This window comes from Ruegeria sp. CDSB136 (assembly GCF_059610965.1).
The window spans coordinates 1-19,489 of record NZ_JBXWOP010000004.1 but is presented as its reverse complement, the minus strand read 5'-3'; the positions used below and the strand labels follow the sequence as shown (position 1 = coordinate 19,489).

18 protein-coding genes and 1 tRNA gene are annotated in these 19,489 nt (G+C 57.7%); 11 read left to right on the top strand and 8 right to left on the bottom strand.

All coding sequences use genetic code 11. The features are described from left to right. The first annotated feature begins 9 nt into the window (after positions 1–9). Positions 10–2,034: a transketolase gene (gene tkt, locus AC2FIR_RS05585; protein WP_170616859.1), complete on the top strand. Its 2,025-nt coding sequence runs from the start codon at positions 10–12 to the stop codon at positions 2,032–2,034. A 56-nt stretch (positions 2,035–2,090) separates the two neighbouring features. Here the strand turns inward: tkt and AC2FIR_RS05580 are convergent, their stop codons facing one another. Continuing rightward, positions 2,091–3,050, bottom strand: coding sequence for a DUF808 domain-containing protein (locus AC2FIR_RS05580; RefSeq protein WP_170616857.1), 960 nt, complete (start codon positions 3,048–3,050; stop codon positions 2,091–2,093). Between the two features lie 182 nt (positions 3,051–3,232). Between AC2FIR_RS05580 and gap (AC2FIR_RS05575) the strand changes: the two genes are divergently transcribed. The 3 genes from gap (AC2FIR_RS05575) (at position 3,233) to gap (AC2FIR_RS05565) (ending at position 5,535) form a co-directional block, all read left to right on the top strand. Continuing rightward, entirely contained in the window at positions 3,233–4,234 is a 1,002-nt protein-coding gene (gene gap, locus AC2FIR_RS05575) for a type I glyceraldehyde-3-phosphate dehydrogenase (RefSeq protein WP_170816535.1), read from the top strand. A 71-nt stretch (positions 4,235–4,305) separates the two neighbouring features. Next, the gene (locus AC2FIR_RS05570) at positions 4,306–4,449 is read left to right on the top strand and encodes a hypothetical protein (RefSeq protein ID WP_170616853.1); all 144 of its coding nucleotides are present in this window, start codon (positions 4,306–4,308) and stop codon (positions 4,447–4,449) included. Positions 4,450–4,530: 81 nt separating this feature from the next. After that, positions 4,531–5,535: a type I glyceraldehyde-3-phosphate dehydrogenase gene (gene gap / locus AC2FIR_RS05565; RefSeq protein ID WP_480910388.1), complete on the top strand. Its 1,005-nt coding sequence runs from the start codon at positions 4,531–4,533 to the stop codon at positions 5,533–5,535. Here the strand turns inward: gap (AC2FIR_RS05565) and coaD are convergent. From coaD to AC2FIR_RS05550, 3 genes are all read right to left on the bottom strand, one after another. Next, a complete protein-coding gene (gene coaD, locus AC2FIR_RS05560) occupies positions 5,527–6,018 on the bottom strand; it encodes a pantetheine-phosphate adenylyltransferase (RefSeq protein WP_496762012.1) in 492 nt (163 codons plus the stop codon). The genes gap (AC2FIR_RS05565) and coaD overlap by 9 nt on opposite strands. Positions 6,019–6,103: 85 nt before the next feature. Continuing rightward, a complete protein-coding gene (locus AC2FIR_RS05555; protein ID WP_170619007.1) occupies positions 6,104–6,541 on the bottom strand; it encodes a CBS domain-containing protein in 438 nt (145 codons plus the stop codon). 63 nt (positions 6,542–6,604) lie between these two features. After that, positions 6,605–7,507, bottom strand: a complete 903-nt coding sequence (locus AC2FIR_RS05550; RefSeq protein WP_496762075.1) for a LysR family transcriptional regulator — start codon at positions 7,505–7,507, stop codon at positions 6,605–6,607. A gap of 103 nt (positions 7,508–7,610) precedes the next feature. Between AC2FIR_RS05550 and AC2FIR_RS05545 the strand changes: the two genes are divergently transcribed. After that, positions 7,611–9,110 (top strand): CoA-acylating methylmalonate-semialdehyde dehydrogenase, encoded by a 1,500-nt coding sequence (locus tag AC2FIR_RS05545; protein ID WP_170806277.1) that lies wholly within the window; start codon positions 7,611–7,613, stop codon positions 9,108–9,110. A 200-nt stretch (positions 9,111–9,310) separates the two neighbouring features. Then, positions 9,311–9,895: a L,D-transpeptidase gene (locus AC2FIR_RS05540; protein ID WP_170616925.1), complete on the top strand. Its 585-nt coding sequence runs from the start codon at positions 9,311–9,313 to the stop codon at positions 9,893–9,895. A gap of 51 nt (positions 9,896–9,946) precedes the next feature. On the opposite strand, the gene AC2FIR_RS05535 is transcribed toward AC2FIR_RS05540, so the two are convergent. Next, positions 9,947–10,426: a fasciclin domain-containing protein gene (locus AC2FIR_RS05535; protein ID WP_170616841.1), complete on the bottom strand. Its 480-nt coding sequence runs from the start codon at positions 10,424–10,426 to the stop codon at positions 9,947–9,949. A 71-nt stretch (positions 10,427–10,497) separates the two neighbouring features. Continuing rightward, positions 10,498–11,349 carry a class I SAM-dependent methyltransferase gene (locus AC2FIR_RS05530; RefSeq protein ID WP_496744189.1) on the bottom strand — a complete coding sequence of 284 codons (852 nt, stop codon included), beginning with the start codon at positions 11,347–11,349 and terminating at the stop codon, positions 10,498–10,500. A gap of 143 nt (positions 11,350–11,492) precedes the next feature. On the opposite strand from AC2FIR_RS05530, the gene AC2FIR_RS05525 reads away from it, so the two are divergent. The 5 genes from AC2FIR_RS05525 to AC2FIR_RS05505 all read left to right on the top strand — a co-directional run bounded on the left by AC2FIR_RS05525 (position 11,493) and on the right by AC2FIR_RS05505 (position 16,236). Next, the gene (locus AC2FIR_RS05525) at positions 11,493–12,608 is read left to right on the top strand and encodes a carboxylate-amine ligase (protein ID WP_170616837.1); all 1,116 of its coding nucleotides are present in this window, start codon (positions 11,493–11,495) and stop codon (positions 12,606–12,608) included. A gap of 124 nt (positions 12,609–12,732) precedes the next feature. Next, on the top strand, positions 12,733–13,875 hold the full coding sequence (locus tag AC2FIR_RS05520) for an acyl-CoA dehydrogenase family protein (RefSeq protein WP_496744191.1): 1,143 nt from the start codon (positions 12,733–12,735) through the stop codon (positions 13,873–13,875). A 7-nt stretch (positions 13,876–13,882) separates the two neighbouring features. Further along, complete coding sequence (locus AC2FIR_RS05515) at positions 13,883–14,923, top strand: enoyl-CoA hydratase/isomerase family protein (RefSeq protein ID WP_480910376.1); 1,041 nt, start codon at positions 13,883–13,885, stop codon at positions 14,921–14,923. 2 nt (positions 14,924–14,925) lie between these two features. Further along, on the top strand, positions 14,926–15,798 hold the full coding sequence (mmsB, locus tag AC2FIR_RS05510) for a 3-hydroxyisobutyrate dehydrogenase (RefSeq protein ID WP_480489781.1): 873 nt from the start codon (positions 14,926–14,928) through the stop codon (positions 15,796–15,798). 108 nt (positions 15,799–15,906) lie between these two features. Beyond that, entirely contained in the window at positions 15,907–16,236 is a 330-nt protein-coding gene (locus AC2FIR_RS05505) for a hypothetical protein (protein WP_480489779.1), read from the top strand. 15 nt (positions 16,237–16,251) lie between these two features. Here the strand turns inward: AC2FIR_RS05505 and uvrA are convergent, their stop codons facing one another. Next, positions 16,252–19,110, bottom strand: coding sequence for an excinuclease ABC subunit UvrA (gene uvrA / locus AC2FIR_RS05500; RefSeq protein ID WP_496762009.1), 2,859 nt, complete (start codon positions 19,108–19,110; stop codon positions 16,252–16,254). A 174-nt stretch (positions 19,111–19,284) separates the two neighbouring features. Further along, positions 19,285–19,361 (bottom strand) — tRNA-Asp (locus AC2FIR_RS05495). Between the last annotated feature and the right edge of the window lie 128 nt (positions 19,362–19,489).

Sequence of the window (19,489 nt, the reverse complement as noted above, 5' to 3'; positions counted from 1 at the left end):
ACAACGCCCGTGGACCTGACTGCGCTGCGCAATGCCAACCCCGAACACTGGGACAAAGCTGCGGCCATCCGCACCTTGACCCTCGACGCCGTCGCCGCCGCCAATTCCGGCCATTCCGGCATGCCGATGGGCATGGCCGATGTTGCGACCGTACTGTTCGAAAAGCACCTGAAGTTTGATGCGTCAGCCCCGAACTGGCCCGACCGCGACCGGTTCATTCTGTCGGCGGGTCACGGCTCGATGCTGGTTTATTCACTGCTGTATCTCACCGGCCATGCGGATGTGACGCTGGATGAAATCAAGAACTTCCGCCAGTTGGGCGCAAAAACGGCGGGCCACCCGGAAAATTTCCTGATCGAAGGCGTTGAGACAACCACCGGCCCGCTGGGTCAGGGCATCTCGAACGCCGTCGGCTTTGCCATGGCCGAGGAAATTCAGCGCGCGCATTACGGCAAGAAGGTCGTCGACCACTACACCTACGTGATAGCGGGCGATGGCTGCCTGATGGAAGGCGTCAGCCAGGAAGCCATCACTCTGGCCGGCCGTCATGAGCTGAGCAAGCTGATCGTGTTCTGGGACAACAACAACATCACCATCGACGGCACCGTCGATATGGCCGACCGCACCGACCAGGTGCGCCGTTTCACGGCTTCGGGCTGGCAGGTGATCGAAATCGATGGCCATGATCCCAAAGCTATCGACGCCGCCATCGTACAGGCAAAGAAATCCAACAAACCGACCATGATCGCCTGTGAAAGCCATATCGCACTGGGTCATGCGGCGCAGGATACATCCAAAGGGCACGGCGCACTGACCGATCAGGATCAGTTGAAGGCGGCAAAAGACGGCTACGGCTGGCCTCATGACGCATTCGAAATCCCTGCCAACGTAAAGTCTGCCTGGGAAGTTATCGGCGCCCGTGGCGCGACCGAGCGCGCCGCGTGGCAAGAGCGCTTTGCACAACTGTCCGAACGCAAGCAGGCCGAGTTCAACCGCGCCTACGCGTTTGAAGCACCCAAAAAACTGGCCGGTGCTATCCGCTCGTTCAAGAAACAGATGTCGGAAGACCAGCCGAAACTGGCAACTCGGGCCTCGTCCGAGAAGGTTTTGAATGTCGTGAACCCGATCATGACCGAGACCGTGGGCGGCTCGGCGGACCTGACCGGTTCGAACAACACCAAATCCGCCGATATGGGCGTGTTCCTGCCGGAAAACCGCAAGGGCCGTTACATTCACTACGGCATTCGCGAGCATGGTATGGCCGCTGCGATGAACGGCATGGCGCTGCACGGCGGCATCCGCCCTTATGGCGGCACATTCATGGCCTTCACCGACTATGCCCGCCCGTCCATGCGCCTGGCTGCGCTGATGAAGGTGCCTTCGGTCTTCGTCATGACCCACGACTCGATCGGTCTGGGTGAAGACGGCCCGACCCACCAGCCGGTCGAGCATCTGGCGATCTCACGCGCGACACCGAACACCTACGTGTTCCGCCCCGCGGATACGGTTGAGACAGCCGAAGCCTGGGAACTGGCACTGACATTCAAAGAAAGCCCCTCGGTCCTGTCCCTGACCCGTCAGGGCGTGCCCACCGTACGCAAGGACCACAAGGCCAGAAACCTGACCGCACAAGGCGCATATGTTCTGGCCGACGCGGAAGCCAAGCGTCAGGCCATCCTGATCGCCACCGGTTCGGAAGTCTCGCTGGCGATGGAAGCCAAGGCGATGCTCGAGGCCGAAGGCATCGGCACCCGTGTCGTGTCAATGCCCTGCATGGAACTGTTCGCCGAACAGGACGAAGCCTATCGCAAACGCGTTCTGCCCGCAGGTGCCGTTCGTGTTGGCATAGAGGCCGCCGTCCGCGCCGGTGGCTGGGATCGCTGGCTGCTGGGCGAGCGTGGTCGCGAGGCCAAGGTCGGTTTCATCGGCATGTCGAGCTTCGGCGCTTCGGCCCCGGCTGGTGAGCTTTACAAGCATTTCGGTATTACTGCCGAGGCTACTGTTGCCAAGGTCAAGGAACTTCTGGGCCTTTAAGCGCAACCAGAACAAACAAGCGAAGGGCGGCTCTGGCCGCCCTTTTCCATTTGGTTTCAGTGAGATCCGGACTTTCCAAAGATCGGCATTATCACTTTGGTTGCAAGCGGGATAAGGATCAGACCCCAGACCAAACCGAACACGCCGTCCATAGTGGCCTTGGATATCCACTCCACCGCTCCAACCCACTGATCGGACACGGAATGACCGATGGCATAGGCCCAATCATGGATGTGGTGGCCCAGCCAGCCAAACCCAAGAACTTCCATCCCGTGGATTACAATTGAACCTCCGACCCACAGCATCGCGGCAGTTCCCACAATCGACAAGGTTTTCATCACAGCAGGCATGGCCCGCACAAGTCCCCTGCCCAGCCCCCGGCCAATAGGTGTCGGGGCGTTTTTCGCCAGATAAAGTCCCACGTCGTCCATTTTCACAATCAACGCGACCGAGCCGTAGACCGCTACCGTCACCCCGATCCCGACAACGGCCAGTGTTGCGGCCTGCATCCATAAGTTCGGGGCCTCGATCGCCGCCAGCGCGATGGTCATGATTTCAGCAGACAGGATAAAATCGGTTTTGATGGCACCCCTGACCTTCTGTTCCTCAAGATGGCCCGGATCGCGCACGCTCATATCCTGTTCAATCGCGTGGCTTCCGTGCGGGAACAGAACATGAAAGATCTTTTCGGCCCCTTCGAAACACAAGTATGACCCGCCAAGCATCAAAAGTGGTGTGATCAGCCAGGGTGCGAAATTGGCCAGCAGCAAAGCCACCGGCAGCAACAGAATGATCTTGTTGAAAATCGAGCCGCGCGCGATACGCCAGATGATCGGCAACTCCCGTGCTGGCGCAAAGCCCTGCACGTATTTCGGAGTAACAGCCGCGTCATCAATGATGACCCCTGCGGTCTTTGCCCCGGCCTTGCCGGCGGCAGCCACCACATCGTCCACCGAAGCTGCTGCTACCTTGGCAATCCCTGCCACATCGTCCAACAGGGCCAACAGACCACTCATCGCGTTTCCTTTCCTGTCACCTGCCGCAATCGAGACCCTACCCGATCTCACGGCTAGCGCAAGCGTTAGCGCAATCGCGTGAGGTTTGCGCTAACACCTTAAAAATATGCCATTTTTGCCCTTTTGAGAATTCGCTTTCACCGTTATATGGCCCCCAAAGCAAGCGCATTTGGAGACGTCATATGACCATCAAGGTCGGTATCAATGGTTTTGGCCGCATTGGCCGCTGTACCCTGTCACATATCGCGGCATCCGGCCGTAACGACATCGAGGTGATCAAGGTCAACGCCACCGGACCGCTGGAAACCTCGGCACACCTGCTGAAATATGACAGCATTCACGGACGTTTCCCGCGTGACGTTTCCATCAACGGCAACACCATGGATTTGGGCCGCGGCCCGATGCAGATGTTCTCGACCTACGATATGAGCGAACTGGACTGGGAAGGCTGTGACGTCGTTCTGGAATGCACTGGCAAGTTCAATGACGGTCTTAAAGCAAAGACCCACCTGGACCGTGGCGCGCAGAAAGTTCTGTTGTCGGCGCCGGGCAAAAACGTCGACAAGACAATCGTGTTTGGCGTGAACCACAACGGTCTGACTGCTGCGGACAAAATGGTTTCCAACGGCTCCTGCACCACCAACTGCCTTGCTCCGCTTGCCAAGGTACTGGACGAAGGCATCGGCATCGAACACGGCATCATGACCACGATCCACGCCTATACCGGTGACCAGCCGACCCTGGACCGCCGCCACAGCGATCTGTACCGCGCCCGCGCAGCCGCCATGTCGATGATCCCGACCAGCACCGGTGCCGCCAAGGCGCTGGGTGAGGTTCTGCCCAACCTGAAAGGGCGTCTGGATGGGTCAGCCATCCGCGTTCCAACACCGAACGTTTCCGCCGTGGACCTCAGCTTCCGTGCGTCGCGCGATGTCACGGTCGAAGAGGTTAACGCGATCGTGCAGGAAGCGGCGCAAGGCCCGATGCAGCGCGTTCTGGGCTACGAACCCGCGCCGCTGGTCTCGACCGACTTCAACCACACCGAGGAAAGCTCGATCTTCGCGCCGGACCAAACCCGCGTGGTCGACGGACGTATGGTCCGCGTTCTGGCATGGTACGACAATGAATGGGGCTTCTCTGTCCGCATGGCGGATGTCGCTGTTGCAATGGGTCGTCTTAACTAAACCAGCCGACTGTTATTGAACATTTTGGCCCGCTCAGGTTATCTGGGCGGGCTTTTTCCTGCGGTGCGCAAATGACCAATCAAATCGCCATCTGGCTCGGCCTGTTCATCCTCGGCGGTTTCTTCCTCGACTTTGCATTGTTCGGAACCGAACATTTGTTGTTCCTTGCCAAAAAACTCTACAGCTTTCTCGACTGGCTCGCTTTCTGGCGCTGACAGAGGTTTTACTTGACATTTCCTGTTATCTGGCTTTGTTAGCGCTAACCTTATTCAGGCCCACAATCGACGGAGCAGAAAATGACACTAAAGCTGGCAATCAACGGATTTGGGCGGATCGGACGTGGTGTGTTGCGCGCGGTCATGGAAACAGGCCGTACAGACGTCGAGATCGTGGCAATCAACGATCTGGCAAAACCGGAAATAAACGCCCATCTTTTCGAATTCGACAGCGTCCATGGGCGTTACACAAGGCCTGTTCGGTTGACAGATGCCGGATTGGATGTCGGATCCGGACCGATCAGACTTTCCAGTGAACGCGACCCCGAAAACCTGAACTGGTCCGATGTGGACGTGGTTCTTGAATGCACTGGAGTATTTCGCACGCGCGAAGCTGCATCGCGTCACTTCGAAAACGGTTCAAAGAAGGTCCTGATTTCGGCCCCTGCGCGCGGTGATGGCGCGGTCAAGACAATCGTATTTGGGGTGAACGACAAAGACCTGACGGCCGCTGACACTGTTGTATCAAACGCGTCGTGCACAACGAACTGCCTGGCCCCTGTTGCCGCGGCACTGGATGCCGGGCTGGGCATTGTGCATGGCAACATGACGACGGTGCATGCCTATACGGCCAGTCAGCCGGTCCACGATACCGCAGGCAAGGACCCTTACCTGTCACGGGCCGCCGCGTTGTCGATGATTCCCACTACGACGGGCGCAGCATCTGCTGTCGGCCTCGTGCTGCCCCAACTGGCCGGCAAACTGACGGGCCAGGCCATTCGCGTTCCCACACCGAATGTGTCGGTCGTTGACCTGGTCGCCGAGGTGTCGCGACCAACCACGGAGGCCGAAGTAAATGCGCTGTTTACGGGTGCTGCTTCCAGGATCCCGGGTGTTCTGGCTGCCGAGACCCGTCCGCTGATTTCAGTGGATTTCAACCACGATGCCCACAGCTCGACCGTGTCCCTGCCGGAAACAAAAGTCACTGACGGAACACTGGTCAGGGTTCTGGCGTGGTATGACAATGAATGGGGCTTTTCGAACCGGATGCTGGATACTGCCGCCGCGATGGGTGCCCTAGCCTAACCTCTTGCGCAAGGCGTCATTGACGAGGGGCGTAACGAATTTCGATACGTCCCCGTCCAGCCGGGCAATCTCTTTCACAAGTTTCGAGGCAATGGCCTGGTGTCGAGCCTCGGCCATCAGGAAAACGGTCTCAACCGTATCATCCAGCGCCCGGTTCATTCCGACCATCTGGAATTCATATTCAAAATCCGCCACAGCGCGCAATCCGCGCACAATGATCTGGGCGCCAACATCGCGCGCGCAGACGATCAGCAGATTTTCGAATGGATGGGCGACGATCTCGGTCCCGGTCTGATCGCTCAGATGGGCACATTCGGCCTCGATCATGGCCACGCGTTCTTCCAGCGAGAACAACGGCCCCTTGTCGCGGTTGATTGCAACGCCGATGACCAGTTTATCCACCAGGGCCGAGGCGCGGCGGATAATGTCGATATGTCCCAGGGTGATTGGGTCAAAGGTTCCCGGATATAATCCAACCCTCATCGAGACCTCCTGCGCAATAAAATTTCTGCGCAAGCAAACACAACTCTGCCGCAGGTGCAAGAGGCCCCGTTACATGCAAAGGGCATCAATGCCCCATGATCATGCCTTCCAGCGCATCTTTCTCCATCGCCAGTTCGGACAGCTGCGCTTTGACAACGTCGCCCAAAGTGACGATGCCGACCAGCTTGCCATCTTCTATCACCGGCATGTGTCGAAAGCGCCCTTCGGTCATGCGCGACATGATGTCCTGCACGGAATCCTGCCGCGATGCGGTCACAAGCTCGCGGGTCATGTACGTGCTGACCGGCTGGGTCAGGCATCCGCTGCCGCTTGCGGCAAGTTCGCGCACAATGTCGCGTTCCGACAAGATACCGGCCGCTGTTTCTCCGCCATCATCGGACACAACCACCGTACCAATCCGTTTATCCGCCAGAATCTGGGCCGCCTCGGACACGGTAGCCGAAGGTTGAACGGTCACTACCCCGCTGGTCGCCTTGGATTTGAGAATGGCCTGTACAAGCATTTGCAAAAAACCTCCGGACTAACGTACTGTTTTTTCAAAGCCTTGCCCGAATGTTTGCACCTGTCAAGGTGCAGCTTGAGCCTCAAGCCGCGCGACCTCTTCGCGGATGCCCTGCGTCAACGCGTCGGCAAAGCGATTCAGTCGCTCATTGCGCTGATCTCCGAGGTGCCGGACAAGATGGAAACTGCGCGTCAGACTGACCTGATCCGTCAATATTTTCCGCAGGTTCGGATGGAACGGAAGCGTGAAGTCATGCGCAACACAGATGCCGCTGCCAAGCGTGACCTGGCGCAGCTGAACTGAGACGGAATTCGATGCAAGCGCGACACGGTCAACGCCAAGATCAACGAGATAATCCAGTTCACGATCAAAGATCATATCAGGAATGTAACCAATCATCCGGTGCCTTCGCAGGTCGTCCACAGAATGAATGGCGTCATGCTGTGCCAGGTATTCCTGCGTGGCAACCAGATGCAGCCGGTAATCACTGATCTTCTGGACAAGCAATTTCCCTGCCGTCGGGGCGCTGACGGTAACTGCCATGTCAGCCTCGCGCCGGGACAGATTGATGACCCGCGGCAGGGCCAGAATCTGTATGTCCAGATCCGGGTTTGCATCACAGATCTTTGCGCAGACCTGGGGCAGCAGGTAATTGGCGCTGCCATCCGGTGCACCGATCCGTATCTGACCGCTCAGCGTTTTGGAGGATCCCGTAACTGTTCCGGCTGCGGCCCGCATTGCCTCTTCGGCTTGTAATCCATGCTCGACCAACCGTTCGCCGGCAGTGGTCAGAATGTATCCCTGCTGAGATTTTGAGAATAGCGGTGTTTCCAGCGCGGTTTCCAGCCGGGCGATTCTACGCCCAACGGTTGCAGCGTCGATCTTCAACAGGCGGCCGGCGGCAGACAGGCTTTGTTCACGGGCCACCGCCAGAAACACCCGCATATCATCCCAGTTCCGGTTCATCCAAAACCTTTGCATTTTTGCAAAACTTCTTTGAGACATTGCCTCTGTTCAAGTGATTTATGCAAGCCTATTGTGCGCGCAACTTACTTCGGAGGAATTCGCTATGACTGAACTGACCCATTTCATTAACGGCGAAAACGTGGCGGGATCGTCCGGCCGCTTTGACGACGTCTTCAACCCTGCAACGGGCGAAGTGCAGTACAAATGCCCGATGGCAAGTGCCGCTGAAACCACTGCTGCAATTGCCAGCGCCGCCGCCGCACAACCGGCCTGGGGCGCGACCAACCCGCAGAAGCGTGCGCGGGTGATGATGGCCATGGTCGGCCTGATGAACCGCGATATGGATAAACTGGCCGAGGCGCTGAGCCGCGAGCATGGCAAAACCATTCCCGACGCCAAGGGTGACCTGCAGCGTGGTCTGGAAGTCATCGAATACTGCATCGGTGCGCCTCAGATGCTGAAGGGTGAATTCACCGACAGCGCCGGTCCCGGCATCGACATGTACTCCATGCGCCAGCCGCTGGGCGTTGTCGCCTCGATCATGCCGTTCAACTTCCCGGCAATGATGCCCCTGTGGCATGTCGGCCCTGCCCTGGCCTGCGGCAACGCCGTGGTGCTGAAGCCGTCCGAGCGTGACCCGTCCGTGCCGCTGATGCTGGCCGAACTGTTCGTCGAGGCCGGTCTGCCGAAAGGCGTGTTCCAGGTCGTCAATGGCGACAAAGAAGCTGTGGATACGCTGCTGGACAGCGAAGTCATTCAGGGCGTGTCCTTTGTTGGATCGACCCCGATCGCGCAATACATCTATTCGCGTGCCACCGCGAACGGCAAGCGCGCGCAGTGCTTTGGCGGCGCAAAGAACCACATGATCGTCATGCCTGACGCGGATCTGGATCAGGCGGCCGATGCGCTGGTTGGCGCAGGCTTTGGCGCGGCGGGCGAACGCTGCATGGCCATTTCCGTCGCCGTTCCGGTAGGTGAGGAAACAGCCGACGCGCTGATCGAGAAACTGATCCCCCGTGTCGAAAAGCTGAAGGTCGGCCCCTACACCGCGGGCGACGATGTCGACATGGGCCCGGTTGTCACCGGTGCCGCGAAAGAGCGCATTCTGGGTCTGATCAACTCGGGCGTGGAACAAGGCGCGAAACTGGTTGTCGACAACCGCGACTTCAGCCTGCAGGGCTATGAGGACGGCTTCTTTGTCGGTCCGCACCTGTTTGATCACGTGACCCCGGACATGGACATCTACAAGCAGGAAATCTTTGGCCCGGTTCTTTCGACTGTCCGTGCCGGCTCCTATGAAGAAGCGCTGAAGCTGGCGATGGACCACGAGTACGGCAACGGCACCGCTATTTTCACCCGCGACGGTGACACCGCGCGTGACTTTGCCAGCCGCGTGAACATCGGCATGGTGGGCATCAACGTTCCGATCCCGGTTCCGCTGGCCTACCACACCTTTGGCGGCTGGAAGAAATCCATGTTCGGCGACCTGAACCAGCACGGTCCGGACAGCTTCAAGTTCTACACCCGGACCAAAACCGTAACGTCGCGCTGGCCATCTGGCATCAAGGAAGGTGGCGAGTTCAACTTCAAAGCGATGGACTGATCCGCACATCGGATCTAAAAATCAATATGCCCGGCCTGCCGCAGGCCGGGCTTTTTTTCGGCAAAGCATAGCCAACGGGGACCATTTCACGAAAAATTCAGACGCAAAGCTCTGGAAAACCGAACCGGCTGACAATATTTTAGCGCCAAATAAATACCCGAGCAGTTCCTGAACCGGAGGCCAACTTGTCAAATCCCCGCATGACCCGCCGCTCTGCATTGCTGGGCGCAGCGACCTTTCTGGCGACGCCTGCCCTGGTACGCGCGCAAAGCTCCGATGCGTTTCCGCAGGAAGAAGAAGCCATCAGCACGCAGTTGCCGGTGCGCCGCAATGTGTCCTCGTTTTCGCAGCAGAACTGGCAGGATCACTTCAATGAATTGGGCGTCGGATGCCTGCTGGCCGATATTACCAGCCGCGCCGTTCACTACTGGGCCCCGGATGGGACCTATAAACTCTATCCCAGCTCGGTTCCGATGAGCGAGGAATTGACCAAACGCGGGTATACCGAAGTTGTGCGCAAGCGGGAAAACCCCAGCTGGACCCCGACTGCATCTATGCGCGAGCGTGATCCGAACCTGCCTGTGCGAATGGAAGGTGGCGACCCGGGCAATCCGCTGGGAACCCGCGCAATGTATCTGGGCTGGCCTGCCTATCTGGTGCATGGAACGCATGATACGCGCAAGATCGGTCGTCAAAGCTCATCCGGCTGCATTGGTTTGTACAATCAGCATGTCGAACAATTGTACCCGCTGGTGCAGATCGGCACACAAGTCAGACTGATCTGACAAAAAAACCCCGGACTCAAAGCCGGGGTTTTTCATTTTTTGTTGGGAAACTTATTCAGGCAGGATTACCGCGTCGACAACGTGGATCACGCCGTTGCTGGCTTCGATATCAGCCTGAACCACCTTGGCACCGTTAACCTTGACGCCGTTCTTGGCGTTCACGCTAAGGCGGTCGCCCTGAACGGTAAGCACCTTCGCGCGCTTACCTGCGATGTCCCCTGACATAACTTTGGCCGGAACCACGTGATAGGTCAGGATGGAAACCAACTGATCTTTGTTTTCAGGCAGCAGAAGCGATTCAACGGTACCCTCGGGCAAAGCCGCAAACGCCTCGTCGGTCGGGGCAAAAACAGTGAAAGGACCGTCGCCTTTCAAAGTGTCAACCAGCCCTGCAGCCTGAACTGCGGCGACAAGAGTGGTGAATGATCCGGCCGAGACGGCGGTATCAACAATATCGGACCCGGCACGAGCCTGCATTGGCAAAGTCAGTGCAATCGCGGCGGCGGCGCCCAGGAATGTGCGGCGAAACATGGCTGTCATCTCCTCTCCAGCTTGTTATGGAAAGGGTTACGGCAGCCCCGGCGTGCCGGATCACTTTGAGGTCAAGATTTTCTGAGCTGAACCCAAATACTCTGTGCCCGACCATCCTTCAGGAATGGCAAGGCCTCGACCGCGTCCGGGCGTTCCCGCTGAAGGTAATATCCCGGCCAAAGCATTGAATACAAATCAGATTGCAGCAATGCGTGCAGCATGTACTGTTCGCCCCATCCGGGGCAATCATAGAAGAAACGATTGGGGTATTCGTAGGGCAAAAAAACATCGTGCACGTGGATGACGACACCCGGTTTCAGGGCCGGAATGATGCGACAGAACAGATGCGCGACGTCGTTGCTCATGCGGACCACGTGGCTGGAATCGATGAAAAGAACGTCGCCTTCTTGCAGGTTTTCAAACAGCGCCGGATCGACAGCTTCCAGTCGTTTTTGTTCAAAATCATCCACGACATGCGCAATATCCGCCCTCGGATACGGATCGATTGCCGTAATGCGGGTGTTCAGCCCGCCATCAATGATCGCTTGTCGCGTGACGCGGGTTGAATTGCCACACCCGACCTCGATCACATGTTTCGGCTTGAATCTGCGGATCATCAGATAAAGCGCGTCCGCATCCGGGCTGTCATAGTATCCGTTCCCGATGCGATAGCCGGTCTTGTTGCGCGACGGGTCCTTCAATGCCGCAAGCGCATCGGCATGTTCGTGATATTCGTCGACCAGCGGGCCGACATCGAACCCATCCATTCCCGGAGAAAGGGCATATGCAGGGCGTTCCAATCCGCCTGCCCGTTCAAAGCTTTCCAGTCGGGCGCGCTCATCCCGTTCAGTGACTTTGTCGATCAGCTTGACGCCGAAGCGATCCAGAATTGCATTGGTCCGCGGGAATTTCCTGGGTTTCACGCCGCCGTCTCCGATCCGTGGTTGAACACTCCCCGCTCCTTACCTTTGCCGACCAAGGCTTCGCAAGCACCTGCGCGGCAAACACTTGGCAAAAGGGCAAATTCCGTATTCACTGGCGTGAACATTAAGACCGGAGGGCCGCCATGCAGCAGGAATTCACGCTGGGTATTGAAGAGGAATACCTGCTTGTGGACCGCGACAGCCTGCAATTGTCCGAAGCACCTGCCGCTTTGATGGATGCCTGCCAGGCCGATTTTGAAGGTCAGGTCAGCCCTGAATTCCTGCAATGCCAGATCGAGGTGGGAACCCGCCCTCATGCCACGATTGGCGCGGCCCGTGAGGACCTCAAGCGGTTGCGGTCTTGCGTTGCCACGCGCGCCGCTGAATACAATCTGGCTCCGATTGCCGCATCCTGCCACCCCTTTGCAAAGTGGAAAGACCAGCATCATACACGCAAGGATCGCTATGACGCCTTGCAACATGCCCTTGGCGGTGTTGCACGACGCATGCTGATCTGCGGCATGCATGTTCACGTCGGCGTCGAAGACAAGGCGCTGCGTGCCGATCTGATGCCACAACTGTCCTACTTTTTGCCGCACCTGCTGGCTCTTTCCACATCCTCTCCGTTCTGGAGCGGTGAAGACACCGGGTTGTCCTCCTATCGGCTGACCGTGTTCGACAACCTGCCCCGAACCGGATTGCCTCCGGTACCGGCCAGTTGGGCTGAATACGAGCGTACGACAGGAATCCTTGTGGAACTCGGCGTCATCGAAGACACCTCAAAGATCTGGTGGGACCTGCGCCCCTCGCATCGGTTTCCGACGTTGGAAACCCGTATCATGGATGTGCAGCCCCGGCTGGAACACGCCCTTTCGCTGGCTGCGATGATCCAGGCGCTGACCCGGATGCTGTGTCGTTTGAAAGACCGTAACCTGCGCTGGCGTCACTATGACCGGTTCCTCATCGGCGAAAACCGCTGGCGCGCGCAACGGTACGGCGTTGGCGAGGGGCTGATCGATTTTGGCGACCGTTCAATCAAGCCAATGCCTGAACTGATTGGTGAACTGATGGGAATGCTGGCGGAAGATACCGAGGCGTTGGGCACGATGACCGAATTGGCCCGCCTGCGGCAAATTGCGGAAAACGGAACGTCCGCCACACGCCAGCGCCGTGTACACGCCGAGGCCGTGGCAAAAGGGGACGATCCCGGTCAGGCGGTCGTGAAGCACCTGATCGAGGAATTCCACGAAGATCTCTGATATCGCGCACCCGGGGCCGATCAATACCATAACCTTACTTCCCATGATTGCTGATCGTGCAAAATTTCTGTAACGATTGGGAAATAAACAATCGTTCAATTCAGCATCGACGGGAAGGATTGGCATGGATTTCGCGCTGACCGAGGAACAGACAGCTATCTTCGACATGGCCTATGCATTTGGGCAGGAAAACATCGCTCCGTTTGCGCGGCAATGGGAGGCGGATGGAACCATTCCCAAAGACCTTTGGCCCCGGATCGGCGAACTGGGCTTCGGTGGCTTGTATGTCTCTGAGGACGCAGGAGGATCGGGTCTGAGCAGGCTGGATGCAACGCTGGTTTTTGAAGCTTTGTCCATGGCCTGCCCGTCGGTTGCAGCCTTTCTGTCGATCCACAACATGTGCGCAAAGATGCTGGACAGCTTCGCCAGTGACGAGCTGAAATCACGTATCATGCCACAGGTTCTCAGTCTTGATACGGTCCTCAGCTACTGCCTGACCGAACCCGGCTCGGGCTCGGACGCTGCAGCGCTCAAAACCCGCGCCGAACGTACAAACGAAGGTTACACGCTGAACGGCACCAAGGCGTTTATCTCGGGCGGTGGCTACTCTGATGCTTATGTCTGCATGGTGCGCACGGGTCAGGATGGTCCCAAGGGGATTTCGACCGTTTATGTCGAAGACGGAACGCCCGGTCTCAGCTTCGGGGCGCTGGAGCAGAAAATGGGTTGGAAAAGCCAGCCGACGGCGCAGGTGCAGTTCGATGACTGCAAGATACCATCAGGGAACCTGGTCGGCACCGAAGGGGATGGATTCAAGTACGCCATGATGGGACTGGACGGCGGGCGCTTGAATATCGCCTCCTGCTCTCTGGGTGCGGCGCAGACCGGCTTGGACATGACCTTGCAATACATGTCCGAGCGTAAAGCATTCGGTCAATCCATCGACCAGTTTCAGGCCCTGCAGTTCCGACTGGCTGATATAGAGATCGAACTGCAGGCCGCACGCGTCTTCTTGCGGCAGGCCGCGTGGAAGCTGGATCAGGGCACACCCGATGCCAGCAAATTCTGCGCGATGGCCAAAAAGTTCGTTACCGAAACGGGATCAAAAGTCGTCGATCAATGTCTGCAGTTGCATGGCGGGTACGGCTATCTGGCCGATTACGGGATCGAAAAGCTTGTGCGTGATCTGCGCGTGCATCAGATATTGGAAGGCACCAACGAGATCATGCGCGTGATCGTCGCCCGCCAGATGCTTGCCCAACGCTGAGGATCAAATGCCAGATATCGACATCCGTGTGACAGGCCGCGCCGGGCGCATCACTTTGACACGGCCCAAGGCGCTCAACGCGCTTAGTTATGACATGTGCATGGCCATAGACAGTGCCCTGCGGAACTGGCGCGAAGATGACTCGGTTGACCTGATCATTACCGATGCCGAAGGCGACAAGGCCTTTTGCGCCGGAGGTGACATTGCCGAGCTTTATGAAACGGGTATGAAAGGCGATTTCGCCTATGGTCAAACCTTTTGGCGCGATGAATACCGCTTGAATGCCCTGATCTTCGAATACCCCAAACCGGTGGTCAGCTTTCTGCAGGGTTTCACAATGGGCGGCGGTGTTGGCATCGGGTGCCACGGAAGTCACCGGATCGTGGGCGAGACCGCGCAGATCGCATTGCCTGAATGCTCCATCGGACTGGTTCCGGACGTCGGCAGCACGCTGATGCTGGCCCTGGCACCCGGCCGGTTAGGTGAATATCTGGGAACAACCGGACGACGCATGGGGCCAGGTGATGCGATTTATGCCGGATTTGCCGATCACTATATCCCGCAGTCCCAATGGTCCGATCTCATGGAACTGCTCGAAGCCTCTGGTGATGCCGAGATACTGGCCAAACACGCGCAGACTCCGCCGGAGAGTACATTGGAGCAGGACCAACCTGTGATCGATGACATATTCTCGGGCGAGGCGCTGGGCGACATCCTGACCAATCTGCGTAACGCTGATCCGGATTTCTCCACCAAAACTCTGGCCACACTCGGACGGCATTCACCTTTGTCTATGGCCTGTTACGTAGAAATGCTGCATCGATTGCGTGGGCCATCGCTGACAATACGCAAAGCGTTGGAACTGGAATTCCGGTTTACGTTCCGCGCCATGGAACACGGGGATTTTCTGGAAGGCATTCGCGCGCAGATCATAGACAAGGACCGCAATCCTAGGTGGAGCTTTGCGGATCAATCCGTACCCGCAGTCGTTGTTTCGAAAATGCTGCAACCACTGGGCGCGGACGCACTGACATTCGAGGAGGAATAAGGATGAAAATCGGGTTTATCGGCCTTGGCAACATGGGCGCACCGATGGCCGCCAATCTGGCGAAGGCCGGGCATGTTGTGGTTGGCTTTGACATGGCAGACGTCACAGTCGAAGGGGTCACCATGGCATCTTCCGGGGCCGAGGCCGTCGCCGGAGCAGACGTGGCAATTACGATGCTTCCAAACGGTCAGATCTTGCGATCTGTCGCGGACGAGATTGTTCCGGCCATGCAGAAAGGCGCCACCTGGATTGATTGCTCAACCGTCGACGTCGACAGCGCGCGCGCTGTGGCGGATCAGGCCCTGGCAGCCGGGCTAAGAGCCGTTGACGCTCCGGTTTCAGGCGGTATTGGGGGCGCCGCAGCTGGTACGCTGACTTTCATGGCAGGTGGTTTGAAAGAAGCGTTTTCAACGGCCGAACCGCTGTTCGACGTCATGGGCCAGAAGGCCGTTCATTGCGGCGACTCCGGCGCAGGTCAGGCGGCAAAGATCTGCAACAACATGATCCTCGGCGTCACCATGATCGCGACCTGTGAGGCTTTTGCACTGGCCGACAAGTTGGGGTTGGATCGCCAAAAGATGTTTGATGTCGTCAGTACATCGTCCGGATATAGCTGGACAATGAACGCCTATTGCCCTGCCCCCGGCGTTGGTCCCACCAGTCCCGCCGACAACGGCTACAAACCAGGTTTTGCTGCAGAGCTGATGCTGAAGGATTTACGCCTTAGCCAGCAGGCCGCGGAAGGGTCGGATGCGGACACACCCATGGGCCAGGCTGCAACGGCCTTGTATGAACAATTTGTCGAAGCTGAAGATGGGTTGGGGAAAGACTTTTCCGCCATGCTGCCCCGGTTTGAAAAGAGAGGCCGGAGCTGAGGCGCGTAAAGCAGTTTTTTGCTGACCCGAAAATAGTTGTTTGTCGTCACTTCTTTGTCCCGGTCTGTACGTGCTAAAACCAGTGCAGAATAATTGCAGGGGCCGCCGATGAAGACTCTGAGAATTTTTGGATCCATCGCTTTGCTGGTGATCAGTACGGCTGCGGTCGAAGCTGGCAACGGAAAGGGAAAGGCCGGGCACTGCCCGCCCGGTCTGGCCAAAAAGGCAGTCCCCTGCGTGCCACCAGGACAGGTCAAAAACCTATATCGGACGGGCGACCGTATCGAACGGGACTATGTCTGGATCGACGATCCCTATCGATACGGCCTGAAACGAGGCGGCAATTACGTTCGCGCCGGCGACTATGTCTACAGAATCGATCCTGAAACGCGGAAAGTTCTCAACCTGATCGGCGCCGTGGCGGATATCCTGTACTAGGAAACTGACGGGCCGCTATTCTGCAGCGACCCGGTCCAAATTCAACATCGGCCTGAGGTAGTGCCCGGTATGGCTGCCCTCACACTCCGCAACTTGCTCGGGTGTGCCCTCGGCAACAATCTGTCCGCCGCCATCGCCACCTTCCGGGCCAATATCGATGATCCAATCGGCGGTTTTGATCACATCCAGGTTGTGTTCGATCACAATGACCGTATTTCCCTGATCTACCAGTTCGTGCAGTACTTCCAGAAGCTTACGGACATCTTCAAAGTGCAGGCCGGTGGTCGGTTCATCCAGAATATACAGCGTCCGCCCGGTCGAACGTTTGGACAGTTCCTTTGAAAGCTTGACCCGCTGCGCCTCACCACCCGAAAGCGTGGTGGCCTGCTGTCCGACCTTGATATAACCCAGACCAACCCGCGCCAGTGCGTCCATCTTGTCGCGAATGGAAGGCACAGCTTTGAAGAAGTCCTGCGCGTCTTCCACCGTCATATCAAGAACATCCGCGATGGACTTGCCCTTGAATTTGATCTCCAGTGTCTCGCGGTTGTACCGCGCACCCTTGCAGGTTTCACAGGTCACGTAGACATCCGGAAGGAAGTGCATCTCGATCTTGATGACCCCGTCCCCCTGACAGGCCTCGCACCGACCTCCCTTGACGTTGAAGCTGAACCGTCCCGGTTTGTACCCTCGTGCCTTGGCCTCGGGCAGACCGGCAAACCAGTCGCGGATCGGGGTGAACGCCCCCGTGTAAGTTGCTGGATTTGAACGCGGAGTCCGCCCGATCGGCCGCTGGTCGATGTCGATGACCTTATCCAGATGCTCCAGTCCCTTGATCGTCTCGCACGGCGCAGGTGTCTGGCGCGCGCCATTCAGGCGCATCGACGCCGTTTTGAACAGCGTCTCAATGGTCAAAGTGGATTTCCCGCCGCCGGAAACCCCGGTCACACAGACAAACTTGGCCAAAGGAAACCCAGCCGTCACATTCTTCAGGTTGTTCCCGGTCGCATTGACCACCGACACCTTCTTCTTGTTGCCCTTGCGCCGTTCAGCGGGCACCGCGATCTCGCGCGTTCCGGCCAAGTATTGCCCCGTGATCGAGGCCGCATCCGCCGTTATTTCCGCAGGTGTTCCCTGGCTTACGACCTGCCCGCCATGCACACCGGCGCCGGGACCAATATCAAAAACGTAATCAGCCTCACGGATGGCTTCTTCGTCATGCTCAACAACGATCACGGTATTCCCTTGGTCGCGCAGGTTCTTGAGCGTTCCAAGCAGACGGTCATTGTCGCGCTGGTGCAACCCGATTGACGGCTCGTCCAGCACATACAGAACCCCTGTCAGACCCGAACCGATCTGGCTGGCCAACCGGATCCGCTGGCTTTCGCCACCAGACAGGGTTCCACTTGAACGTGACAGCGTAAGGTATTCCAAACCAACATTATTCAGGAATCCAAGTCGTTCGCGGATTTCCTTGAGAATTGCGCGAGCAATCTCGTTTTTCTGCGTACTCATATGGTTCGGAGCATCCTCGATCCAGGCCAGAGCCTCCTTGATGGACATCTGAACCACCTGCCCAACATGCAGGCCCGCGATTTTGACGGCCAGGGCTTCGGGACGCAGACGGTAACCATCACATGTGCCGCATGGGCGGTTATTCTGATAGCGCTCGAATTCTTCACGGATCCAGGCGCTGTCGGTCTCGCGGTAACGGCGTTCCATATTGGGAATTACACCCTCGAAACTGCGAGTCACTTGATAAACCCGTCCACCTTCGTCGTAACGGAACTGTATTTCTTCATCACCAGACCCCCGAAGGAACACCTGCTGCACCTTCTCCGGCAGGTCTTTCCATGGGGTGTTCTTGTCAAACTCAAAGTGGCGGGCGATGGCTTCGATGGTTTGCAGGAAGTACGGCGATTTACCCTTTCGCCACGGCGCCAGTGCCCCGTCATACAGTTTCAGTGTCTGGTCCGGCACCACGAGACGCTCATCGAAGAACAGTTCCACTCCCAGACCGTCGCAATCCGGGCATGCCCCAAAAGGTGCGTTGAACGAGAACAGGCGCGGCTCGATCTCGGGGATCGTGAAGCCGCTGACCGGACAGGCAAAATTCTCGCTGAAAGTGATACGTTCGGGGTCTCCTTCGCGCGGCGCGGTTTCCAGAAACGCGATTCCGTCGGCCAGATCCAGCGCAGTCCGCAGGCTGTCGGCCAGACGTGTTTCCATCCCTTCGCGTACAACCAGACGGTCGACTACGACGTCGATGTCATGGCGAAACTTCTTGTCCAGAGTGGGCGGCTCATCAAGTTCATAGAACTCCCCGTCCACCTTGACGCGCTGGAAGCCTTGTTTGCGAAGTTCCAGAAACTCCTTTTTGTACTCCCCTTTTCGGTCCCGCACGATGGGTGCCAGAAGGTATCCGCGCATCCCTTCCTCCATCGCCATGATGCGGTCGACCATGTCCTGCACCTGTTGCGCCTCAATGGGGAGACCCGTGGCAGGGCTGTAGGGCGTCCCTGCACGCGCGAACAGCAGGCGCAAATAGTCATAGATCTCGGTGACCGTACCAACGGTGGAGCGTGGGTTCTTCGACGTCGTTTTCTGCTCGATGGAAATCGCCGGGGACAGGCCGCTGATATGGTCAACGTCTGGCTTTTCCATCATGTCCAGAAACTGGCGCGCATAAGCGGACAGGCTTTCGACATAGCGTCTTTGACCTTCGGCATAGATGGTATCAAAGGCCAGCGACGACTTGCCCGAACCAGACAGACCTGTAATCACCACAAGCTGATCGCGTGGAATGTCAACATCAATACTTTTGAGGTTATGCTCGCGCGCTCCGCGCACCTCGATATTCTTCAGCTCAGCCATTTCGGCCCCCAACAGACAAGTGTCCTAGAAATAGGCGAGCCAAGCTGAGTCTCCAACACAAAAGTTAGAACAAAATGTGAACAGTCGGATTATTGCCGACAACTCCTGACATTGGCCCCATGTCGATCGCCTCAATGGGCAACTGTTTTCGGTCAATCTAGGAAATCAGGGAAATGGCGCGGTTGACGGGGCTCGAACCCGCGACCCCCGGCGTGACAGGCCGGTACTCTAACCAACTGAGCTACAACCGCGCATTTAGGGTCTATGTCTGATCCATTGACCCGGATCACAGGCTGGCAGCGATGGCGCGGTTGACGGGGCTCGAACCCGCGACCCCCGGCGTGACAGGCCGGTACTCTAACCAACTGAGCTACAACCG